Origin of the sequence: Chitinophaga caeni (assembly GCF_002557795.1) — a bacterium.
Taxonomy (GTDB): Bacteria; Bacteroidota; Bacteroidia; order Chitinophagales; family Chitinophagaceae; genus Chitinophaga; species Chitinophaga caeni.
Window position 1 is genome coordinate 525,626 of record NZ_CP023777.1, and the last position, 11,208, is coordinate 536,833.

General features: G+C 42.3%; 9 protein-coding genes. 3 read left to right on the top strand and 6 right to left on the bottom strand.

What is annotated here, in order from left to right; all coding sequences use genetic code 11:
* Nucleotide 1 precedes the first annotated feature (1 nt).
* From COR50_RS02130 to COR50_RS02155, 6 genes are all read right to left on the bottom strand, one after another.
* Complete coding sequence (locus COR50_RS02130) at nt 2-1,441, bottom strand: PKD-like family lipoprotein (protein WP_098192445.1); 1,440 nt, start codon at nt 1,439-1,441, stop codon at nt 2-4.
* Nucleotides 1,442-1,480: 39 nt separating this feature from the next.
* Complete coding sequence (locus COR50_RS02135) at nt 1,481-2,185, bottom strand: DUF4843 domain-containing protein (protein ID WP_098192446.1); 705 nt, start codon at nt 2,183-2,185, stop codon at nt 1,481-1,483.
* Between the two features lie 18 nt (nt 2,186-2,203).
* Nucleotides 2,204-3,646, bottom strand: a complete 1,443-nt coding sequence (locus COR50_RS02140; RefSeq protein ID WP_098192447.1) for a RagB/SusD family nutrient uptake outer membrane protein — start codon at nt 3,644-3,646, stop codon at nt 2,204-2,206.
* Nucleotides 3,647-3,663: 17 nt separating this feature from the next.
* Complete coding sequence (locus COR50_RS02145) at nt 3,664-7,056, bottom strand: SusC/RagA family TonB-linked outer membrane protein (RefSeq protein ID WP_157760588.1); 3,393 nt, start codon at nt 7,054-7,056, stop codon at nt 3,664-3,666.
* A gap of 227 nt (nt 7,057-7,283) precedes the next feature.
* The gene (locus COR50_RS02150; protein WP_098192449.1) at nt 7,284-8,324 is read right to left on the bottom strand and encodes a FecR family protein; all 1,041 of its coding nucleotides are present in this window, start codon (nt 8,322-8,324) and stop codon (nt 7,284-7,286) included.
* 84 nt (nt 8,325-8,408) lie between these two features.
* On the bottom strand, nt 8,409-8,987 hold the full coding sequence (locus tag COR50_RS02155; protein ID WP_098192450.1) for an RNA polymerase sigma factor: 579 nt from the start codon (nt 8,985-8,987) through the stop codon (nt 8,409-8,411).
* Between the two features lie 111 nt (nt 8,988-9,098).
* On the opposite strand from COR50_RS02155, the gene COR50_RS02160 reads away from it, so the two are divergent.
* The 3 genes from COR50_RS02160 to COR50_RS02170 all read left to right on the top strand — a co-directional run bounded on the left by COR50_RS02160 (nt 9,099) and on the right by COR50_RS02170 (nt 11,201).
* Nucleotides 9,099-9,398 (top strand): hypothetical protein, encoded by a 300-nt coding sequence (locus tag COR50_RS02160; protein WP_098192451.1) that lies wholly within the window; start codon nt 9,099-9,101, stop codon nt 9,396-9,398.
* Between the two features lie 154 nt (nt 9,399-9,552).
* A complete protein-coding gene (locus tag COR50_RS02165) occupies nt 9,553-10,149 on the top strand; it encodes an RNA polymerase sigma factor (RefSeq protein WP_098192452.1) in 597 nt (198 codons plus the stop codon).
* A gap of 65 nt (nt 10,150-10,214) precedes the next feature.
* A complete protein-coding gene (locus COR50_RS02170; RefSeq protein WP_098192453.1) occupies nt 10,215-11,201 on the top strand; it encodes a FecR family protein in 987 nt (328 codons plus the stop codon).
* Nucleotides 11,202-11,208 lie beyond the last annotated feature (7 nt).

Genomic DNA, 11,208 nt, shown 5'->3' on the forward strand with positions numbered 1-11,208 from the left:
GTTAACCTTTGTAAACAAAATCTACGATCTTACCAAAGCCGGAAAATTCTTTACTTAGTGACAATTTTCCGTAGGCATCGATATCATATATATAAAAATGTCCATGCGCGCCATCCCATGTAGCTACTTGCATCGAAGTACTATTGATCTTCAACTTCGTAACCGTTTCTCCCGCAGCTATCGACAGAATTGGTGTCGAAGTATTAGACGGAATCTCGTACAAGTAAATATTTTGTCCTTTTACACAATAAACCTGGGGCAGCAAAACGGAGCTTGCAAACATTGTAGCGCCTTTCAAACTAGGATTAACGGCAGTGATATTTTGCATCAAGGTAGCCGGTTCGGAGTTCGCCAATTCCACTTGGTATAAAAACAGTTCCCCATTCTCATCTTTAAAGACATTATTGTACATATTAGCTTTATAAGCTAAGTCCATACTCAACAATTCTTTGCCGATTTCATTCATATTAAATGCGCCGCTGGCAGTTGGGGCGTTAAAGAATTGGAATTGCGGAATTAAGCTTGCACCGGTTAAATATAGGAAACCCTTCGTCTTGGTATCATAATACAATCCCGTATAACTCGTTTTTCCATCATAAGGCCCCGGACCAATGCCGATAAAGGGCGCTAATGCATAATCCGCACCTTTTCCACCGGGAAATGGTAGCGCGTTCATATATTTAACATCACCAGGAAACCCACCGGCTACATAAATATGCAATAAACCGTTGTTGATAATGTTAGCCAATGATGATGACAAACGTGTAAACTTCTCGGGATGTAAATTTGTAGGGGCTTCCCAAAACCAATCTTTCATTTCGGAGTCTTTCAACAACACGTCATAATCCAAACGGATCCCCTGGTTCTCTGAAAATATATTGATATATTTCCCTGCATACGTGTCGGTGATACCAATTTCTTTTAATGGCATATTTAATGGTTCGCCGGGATTCAATTCAGAATAAATATGGTTTACAACCGTATCATTCGGTAATACAATCGAAATATCGCCTGTCCCGCTATTATCTTCCAGCAGTAACCAACCTAAGCTGAAACGGTTGATCACTTTCAAAGGAAAGAGTTTCATGAACATGACACCGGTTGACTTTACCGTTACACGGTAGGTAACCGTATAATCGCCGGGTAATACGCCGATGGGTTTGTGCAAATTCCGGCTGCTATCTAGGAAAACGAGATCCCCGTAGCCATCTTCGGCGCGGAGCGTCCAGGCATATAGCAATTCATCTTCCGGTACGGGAATACTTTGTTCTATTTCGGGAACTATCGTAAGCGTATCGAATTGTAAAATCACACCGGTAGCCGTAGTGTCATTAATCTCAATCTGGTTGAGCGTTTCCAGGTCATGCGTACTGTCATCCTTTACACAGGATGCCATGAAGATGAAGCTGAAGAATAAAATAAAAATATATGATGATTTCATGCTTTAAAAATTGATATCAACAAATGCAAATACAACTAACTATAGCGTCGGGAACGTTACCCGGTCACCATTCTCATCAAATAAGGGCCCGTTTTCTTTTTCGTAATTCAACAATTCCACGCGCATTTTTTGCAGGATGGACATGATTTGAGAGAATTGTGCGCCTGTTGAAATGGTGATGGCCGTGGTTCCCAATCGGGATACCATGAACTGGTGTTTCACTTTTGAGTAACTTCCGTAGAACAAGGTTTGCCAATCGCTTGGTTTTATCAATTGATCCGTTACGGTTATTTTATACAATAACCGATCTGTTGGTCCCTGCCTGAAAACTTCGTTATCCTTAATTTCAAATTGAATCACGAAGGTGCTGTCTTGCATATCTTCCGTGCGATGTAAATAAACCGGCACCTCGGCATCATATTCGCCGGCTTTAATCACCGGGGGCGTCAAGGTGAAATGCTTGCCTTCTATAGCCGTTGTTTTACCGGTAAAACCGATATTGACCGCCCTATCGACATCACTGGCTTCACCGCTGATGCGTAAATACAAGTACACGGTGTCTTGTACCAAAGTATCCGGCTTGATGATAAAAGAATAATCAACGCTATCCTTGTCCACTACATTGGTACCATCATAAAAATATATTCCGGCAGGCTCATCAAACATCAAGCGCTCTTCCTTGGAGCATGCGTAACATGCAGCGATGCAGGAAATAGTAAAGAGAAATTTATATATAGATTTCATGATCCTTGGCTTTGAATATTATTTTCCAAATTCGATTTCTTGTTGCGGCAGCGGTAATACATACTGGGCATTTGTCAATGTGCCGCTGATAGCCCCCGGAATGTTTGTATACTGTTTCCTTTTATAGAAATAAAACAACTGTCCTTCACAAATAAAATCCTTACGGTATTCCTTTGCTACTTCACTTTGTAAATAGTCATCGTCTACAGCGTCCGTAATTAATTTTGTTTTCCGGGCTCCTTTGAATTCATTCAGGTAGTCCAATCTTTCTTCCAATGTCGGGGCCGTTTCTGCCGCGATCAGGATCATTTCTGAAAGCTTGATCAATGGAATTCTTTTCTTGTAATTCTCAGCATTATTTTCTTCCTGCCATAATTTGGAAGGGTAAACGATCCCCACGCTGCTTTCCCATAATACGGGATTGATACGCACTTCGGAGCTGGTGCCGCCCGTACTTGTTTCGAAAAGGTCGATCCTCCTTTGCGTGGAAACGATATATTGCGATTTTAAATCAGAAACTGCCGGGGTCCTGAAATATATGTCCGTAAATGTTTTCAGGTTCGATACGTAGATAGAAAAAACATGTTCATGCGTCCCGGTACGATCAACGGACTCTTCGGCTGCATTTAATTCCGAAGGGAGTAAGAACCGGAAATAATCGGTTGCCAGCACTTCCTTGGCTTTATTGTAAGCCAGGTCGCCTTGCCCGTTGTATAGGTAAACCCTTGCCATCGTTGCTTTCACAGCCCAATAGTTGAGATGATTCTGGCGGTAAGCAAGAAAGTTATCCCCGTTAGGATAGCTAGGCGCCGTGATCTGGTCTTGTTCGGGATAGGCAGATAATAACTCCTCTGCATCTTGCAAATCGGTCAAGCAGGCTTGAATAACTTCTTCAACAGTCAAACGATCTTGCGGCACAACGGTAAAATCCTTCATATAAGGTATTGCTGAAGCTCCCGGTTCAGCAGCGGCGGGGGCGAATAAACGCAATAAGTCGAAATGCAGGTAGGCCCTCAAACCCAGCGCTTCTCCTTTGATGATATTGTAATTATCCCCGCTGAACACATCTTTTTGCTTGTCAATATTTCTCAAGATGTAATTGACCTGCGCGATAGCGCTGTACCCGGAGGACCAGATAGCATTGATACGGTCTACGACATTAGCATCCGTATAATCATAAGTTGCCAAGCGGAATTCGTTATGATCGGATTGTACGGTGCTGGTATAATTTTGCCCGAGTATATCAACGAAACTATAAGTCAATTCCTTGCCATATAAGCTGGATTGAGCCATCTGTTGATAAACGCCGATCAGTGCATCTTTGAATCCCTGTTCGCTTGAAAATTGTTCTGTTTCAGAAACCTGGGTAGACGGCTTCACGTCTAACCACTTGGAACACGCCGTACACATAAGCAAGCCGGCCAAGGTAAAACCTGATATATATTTAGATATAATATTCATACGATAATTTTATACGGTTAAAAGGTTGTCATGACCTGGAAAGTAAAACTGCGGCTGAATGGATAATCCAATCCCCTCTCTTGCTTAATGGAGGACAACCAGAACAGTTGATTACTAAACATCGTGATCTTGGTATCATTTAACCCTAAAAGTTTATTCAGATAATTCGGGAAGCGGTAGTACAAGCTGGCATTCCTTAAACTCAGCCAATTATCTTTTTGGACGAAGCGGGAAGTATTGTAGGTAGTACCTGTAATCGTATTCCCTTCAGGAGTAACGATCCCTTTGAAAAAGGTTTTATCGCCCGGTTTGCGCCAGCGATCTTCATATACTCTCCTGTCAACATTCATCGAGATATCTGCATTTTCCACCATATCGATCAAGGTTTGATTATAACGGTCGCCACCGATTCTAAATTCGAAGAACAGGTTCAAGCCAACACCTTTGATTTCCAGGTTGGTACCGAAAGATCCTTGCAGATCTGCACGGGTATCGCCCACGATGATTTGATCTAAGGGATCGTAAGTATAAGTAGTTTTACCATCCCTGTCCAGGTACAATTCTTTACCGTTGGAAGGATCGATCCCTAGGGATGGAACCGCCCAAATGGCCGTGGTACTGCGACCTTCCGCATACCTTGGCAACGGCTGAGTGGTTAAGGATGTCGCATTCTTTTCATTCAACGCTTCCAGCGTATTGGAAATTCTTTCTACTTTATTCGACACATGGAAGGCATTCACGAACAACGAAAAATTATCCCTCGTGCCCGGTTTGCTGTATAATGTATAACGGGCATTCACCTCGTAACCTTTTGATACCACATCCCCCATATTGTCCATATACATAGCGAAACCTGTTGATGGAGCCGTTGTAATGGAAATAACGGAGCCTTTTGTTTTTTCCACGAAGTAGTTGGCCGTGATTTGCAATTTCTCGAATAAGGATATATCTGCCCCGAAATTACTTTTGAAAGTCTTTTGCCATTGTAAGCTGGAATTACCAAAGCCTAACAATTTCGTACCGATTGAGTATAAATAATCCTGGTTGGTATAATACTGGGAAGTTGTTAAACCAAGATAACTGGAGAAGTTAGACGAACCGGTAACGCCGTAGGAATAGCGCAGTTTAAATTGATCCAAGAAATTCCAGTTCGATAAAACCGGTTCTTTATGAAGATTCCACCCGGCGCCCACGCTATAAAAAGGAGCGAAACGGCGGTTAGAACCAAATTGGGAAGAACCGTCTAATCTATAAGAAAAATCGAGTAAATAACGGCTGTCATAAGCGTAACTGATGTTAGCAAAATAACCTAGCAACCTCGTGATACCTTCGAACCCTGTAGGGGACTGGTCCTGGGGATAATTTCCAATCATGATATTATCCAGCTTATCATTAGGGAAGCCTATCAGCGTGTACAACTCCGTATTGAATTTCTCTTGCCTGAAACTGGAACCCAGGGAAGCGAATACCAAGTGTTTATCTACTGCCTTATTGATATCAATCGTTAATGATCCGTCGATCATATTATTTTTCCCGTAACCCTTGGTGTAAGAACCGCGTTCATAATACCGTTCTGCCGGAATATTATCGAAAGAAGTATGTTGCGCCGGTTTGAAGTTATCCGATTCGTTATTTGTTTTAGAATAAGCCAACCTGCCGGAAAACCGTAACCATTCCTTGGCCTGCCATTGCGCGAAGAAATTATTCGTAAAATTCTGGATCGTAGATTCATCTACCGTGTTGAAGTTCAGGTTATACATCGGGTTAGTTACTTGCGATAATACCCTGCCTTCTACGCTCTCGATATCTTCTAAGTAATAAGCCAGCTTACCATCTTCAGTATAAGGAGACCAGTACGGATTCAGCCTCGTATAAGTCTGATAAGCGCCGTACGGCGAGTTGACTGCCTTCGTAAAGTTGATTGTAAAATCATTTCGGAAGATGAAATTTTTATGACGGTAGGACAAATATGTATTCCCGGTGATATTTTCACGACCGGAGCCTTTCATCACACCTTCTACCTTGTTGTAATTGCCTGTCAGGCCGTACAATACCGATTCGCTGCCGCCTTCCAGGTAAAGGTTATGCGTATGACCGATACCATTTCTTACGGGCTTGGTTTTCCAATCCGTATTATTTCCTTTCTCTACCAGGGCTTTGCGGTAACTGTACATAACATCCTTTTCCTCTTGCCACCTCGGAACCGAGTAGCCGTTGAAGATGCCGCCATCTTTTTCCAACTCCAGTTTTTCACTGGAATTTAACAGATCATAACCTTTCAGATCCGCAAATTCATTGGTTACGGACCCAGTATATGACAAGCGAAGCTTTCCTTCGCGCGGGCGGATGGTTTCTACCACGATTACGCCATTCGCTGCGCGGGAACCGTAAATTGCCGTAGCCGAAGCATCTTTCAAGATGGTAACCTTGGAGATGCGGTTCATATCCAGATCATTGATCCTTTGCAACGGTACTTCGAAACCATCGAGGATGAATAAGGGTACATTCGGATTTTTGGTATAATTAAATACATCGCTAGAATTTGAAGTGCCGAGGTCAGCCAAGCTGTTACCTCCGCGCAAAACGATTTCCTGTTGTACGTTGGGGTTAGATCCATTCAGCAAATTATCAGGCATTTGGAAGGAAGGATCGAGGGAGCGTAGCGCATTCAGTACGTTATTACCGGAAGCCTTGGTCAATTCTTCCTTGGTAAAGGAGCTAGCCGCACCCGTAAAATTTTCGGCAGGGCGGCTATACAGCCCCGTTACCACTACGGCATTCAGCGATCTTGAGCTAGTTTCCAGTTTAACCAGCACTTTGCCGGCGCCGGTTACCGGCACTTCCTTCGTTTCATAACCTACGAAACGGACGAGCAACACTGCCTGCCCGTTTACAAGGTTAACCAGGAGTTTGAAAGCGCCCAGTTCGTTAGAAGTGGTACCATTCAACTTGGCAGCGCCTTTTTCAAGGATGGTAGCGCCAACGATGATTTCTCCCGTCTTGGCATCTACTACCTTTCCTTCGATCCAGGATTCTTTACTTTGTTCCGCTTCGGCATTCGCGACTATTTCTCCCCGTTGCTGATCCTCTTTACGGTGGAATATCATGATATTATTATCCACCTGCTTGTAAAGGAAAGGCGTTCCACTTAAAATGGAATCCAGGGTAATGGCAATAGAGCGGGTACCATTCGGTAAAGAAATGTGTTGATACTCTGATGCTTCCTTGGAAGGGTAAGCAAAGAGTAAACCGGTAGCCTTTTGAATCTTTTTGAATGCAGCAGGCAAACTCTCATCATTCAATTGCAGCGTGATCTTGGTGCGGTGCAAATCCTGGCTGTTAGCTGATTTTGCCGACAGTAGTTGCAAACCGAATAAGAGCAACCCACAAAAAATAATACTCATCTTCATAATGAATCGCAATTTTGGCTGATTGTACAAACATGCCTTTTTAGTTGCGTGAAGGGCATAGCAATCCCTTATGGCATTTGATGTCATAATCCAGAGGTTGGTTTCTGATTTTGGTTTAATATGTTTTTACAAAGGGGAATGCAATAACGTACGCGATGATTATTGCACCTGGATGAAGTTTCGATTCCTCGTTACTGTTGAACTATATATTTGGTTGATATAAATAACTATTTACAACCCTCGCCACTCAGCAACACGGTGTCCCCGGCCTGGATGTTATAGTTGGCATCTACTACGCCGCAAATCACCATCATTACAACTTCCAAAGATTGCTCATTTGAAAACGTAGCACTGATCCTGCAATGCTTCAAGTTTTCGTTGGCAAATAAAATTTTACAATGATATTTATCGCCCAAGATCACCGCTGCATCCTCCATGCTGATATCATCTAATACCAGGTAACGATCCTTCCAAGCAATTTCTTTCTTTACATCTACCTGCGACAGCGTGATCGTTTTAGCATCCTTATTAATCGCCAACTGTTGATCCGGTAATACGATTCCAAAATTCTCATTATACCCTTCTACCCGCACCTTCCCCCTGGTTACCGTAACGGTCACCTTCGGTTGATCGGGATATGCTTTCATATTAAAAGAAGTACCCAAAACGACCGTTTGAATTTCGCCCGATTTCACGATAAAAGGTTTGGATTCATTCTTCTTGATATCAAAATATCCTTCCCCTTTTAAAGTTACCACCCGGTGCGTCCGGTTGAAATCCATATCGTATTCCAACTGGCTATTTTCACCCAGCAGCACGGTACTTCCATCCGGTAAGTGAACGAATTGTACATGCTTACTAACGATGGAATCCGATCTCACTTCGTTGTTAGCCAATGGTTCGCTGATGATCGGTTCACGAACCCTGTCGAGCATATTCATCCATAATAAAGCAACGAATGCCACGACGGCTGCCGCAGCAGCGCTCCAACCCAGCGCTTTCCATACGGAAACGGATCGCTTCCGGGGTAAAATTTCAGATAAATGTTCTTCGGCAGAAAGTATTTTATTAACCATCTCGTGATACCTGTCGAAAGGCACGGCATCATCCGCAGTATCCTCTTCCCAGATAGCATCCATCCTGGCTTTCAACATCATATCATACCGGCCGCCTTTCACCATTTTAGACAACTCTTGCCATTCGAACGGAGTAATAGAACCATCGATATATTTATCCAATAATATTTGCAACCTTTCCTTGCTATCCATAACGTATTCATTGTAGCACCGGGGTATTATCCAGCCAGTATATATTAATAAGACAATTGAAATGGGAGGAGGGTGGAGTTTCGGCTAAAAAAAGTTTTTATGGGCCAGGATCAGGCTTACGATCAACATGCTTTCATTTATATATTTCCTAATATATTGTAAGGCCCTGGCCATATGAGATTTCACGGTAGCACGCGAGATGTGCATCCTTTCGGCTATTTCTTCATGGCTCAGGCCTTCTGCACGGGCCAAGCGGTATACTTCCTTTTGCTGCGGGGGCAGTTTGGCCAATGCCGCCTGTAATATATCCTGGTATTGATGTTCTCTCAAACGGTGGTCGGTATTATCTACCTGTTGTCCACCGGGAATGATCGATTGCTGATAGTCAGATTCGAGGGCTTTTTTCCGGAACAAATTCAAAACGATATTTTTAGTGATCGTTTTCAGGTAGGCATCCAGGTTATCAATATTTGTCATTTCGGAACGCTTCAGCCAGCATTTCAGAAAAACATCCTGCACAACTTCTTCTGCCATGGCATTGGAACGCAGGAACTTGGAAGCAAGGTTGTATACCTTACCCCGGTAGCGGCTAAATAGTTCCGTGAAAGCATATTCACTTCCTTGCGCTAATAATGCTAATAACTGTTTCTCATCAAAACTCATGGCAATCAGCCAACAAAATAATAAAAAGTTAACGATTAAGGAATAGTAAAAGATTTGAATATATTCGATTCCCTTTTTTATATTTTAGCTGCCATTAGAATATCTCTATATATGAACTTAGAAACTTTACTGGAAGAACTGGCTACAGAATTTCCTGAAATGAAATTTAGAATTGGGAAAAGACTCTTCACACCATGTATCATTGCCCATCAAACCAATTATTACGGGGCAGATATATTCGTAAAAAAGAAATATATAATCGTTGAGGCCAGTATTCCGGATATGAGTACACGTATTATTTTAGGCGGAGGCGCACTTATATTAAAAGCAAAAAAAGAATTTCATATCCCGGCACATTTGATATTTCATTATTTAAGTAAGAAATATGAAGATGTCAAACTCAGGCAATAAGGGGAAATAACCCGTTAAAAAATTTATTTGGCCAAGCTAAATAAAAAATATTTGGCTTTTATGGCTTAACCCTTCTATTATAAAGGTTAACAATAGACTGATATTTGAATTTTTAGCGAGTCTCTTTATTAACAATTAATAATAAGGTAATATTATGCTGTTAATTTTACAGCATCTACCTAGCATGACAGTAACTGAAGATATAGCACTCCTCTCCCTGGTCAAGGATGGTCACCATGATGCATTTAAAGTATTATATGATCGCTATGCCGGTGCATTGATCCAATTTGCATATTCCAAAACCGGGGATACAGAAGATGCTAAGGATGCGGTACAGGAAGTGTTTATTTGGTTATGGCAACATAAGAATCAATTACAATTCAATCATAACCAATTATCAATTGAGGCTTATTTAAAAACCGCTGTTAAAAATAAAATCCTCAACCTCATCGATAAAAAGCTCCGCCAACAAAATTATTCTGACGCAGCTATGCAGCAATTCCTCTCGGAAATCCCTAGCGATCATAGCGTAAATGCCAAGGAATTACAAGCGATCATACAGCTAGAAATCAATGCAATGCCTGCCAAGATGCGCGAAATATTTGAGCTCAGCCGCGACAATGGCTATAGCAACAAACAGATTGCCGGTAAGCTCGATCTCTCCGAACAAACGGTCAAAAATCAACTACAGCATGCCAAGCAAAGATTAAAATTGAAGTTATCCCATTACTTGGCGTCCAGCTTATTTTAAGGCTTAACAATTTGTTCATACCTCCTGCATAGTACTTTCTCTCGTTTGAATTGCTTTGTATATATATGAAGCCTTTCAACGAACATATTTTCAAAGAACTGTTGATTAAACATCGCAAAGGGAACCTGTCTCTTGATGAAGCAGCATTACTGGATGATTGGTTTGAACATTTACAAGTTCGAAAAGGAAATTGGTATGTAGATGAAGAGGATAAAAAAAATCAACTGGAATTATTGTGGCAACAAATTGATGTTAAAACCCGATCGCGGGATAATAGGTTCCGGTATACCTGGTACAGTGCCGCGGCCATAATATTGGGTATGGCCTGTTTCACTTTTTGGCCGCAACCTAAAGAACTGCCGCACGCGCGGAATAACGCTACGCAGGCAACAACCGAAGCCCGGCAAATGTTGGTATATACTTGTCCGATTGGCGCCACCCGCGTACTTAGGCTGCCCGATCAAAGTCGCATAACATTAAATTCCGGCGCCACCATCCGCTACCCAGTAACTTTCAGCGCCAAGATCAGGGAGGTTGAACTGGTTGCCGGGCAGGCATATTTTGACATCAAAAGTCAGCCCGACATCCCCTTCCAAGTAAAAAGTAAATGGCTCAGCACGGTGGTGTTAGGCACTTCCTTCGAGATTCGCCTTCATAAAAACGACCGGATCAATATCGCTGTAAACTCGGGCAAAGTAAGGGTCAGCAGGGCAAATCAAAAGGTCGTCCTGGAAGCAGGGAAACAACTGTACGCAACCAATGATCAACAACCGTTCCGTATTTCTGATATCCCTCCAGAACAAGTGGGCAGGTGGCAAAAAGGTCAATGGAGACTGGAATCAGCTTCATTCCGCGAATTATCAGACGCATTTGAAGTAATCTACGGCATTCCGCTCATTACGAATAACGAAAGTGTTTCGGGACAGACTTATAACATCATTTTAAATTATCATACCCCGATGAAAGATATGGTTGCCGTATTAGCTGCCATTCACAATAATGATTTTATCATCCAAGAAGACAGCGTTGTCCTCATATCAAAATATCATTAAAAAAAGA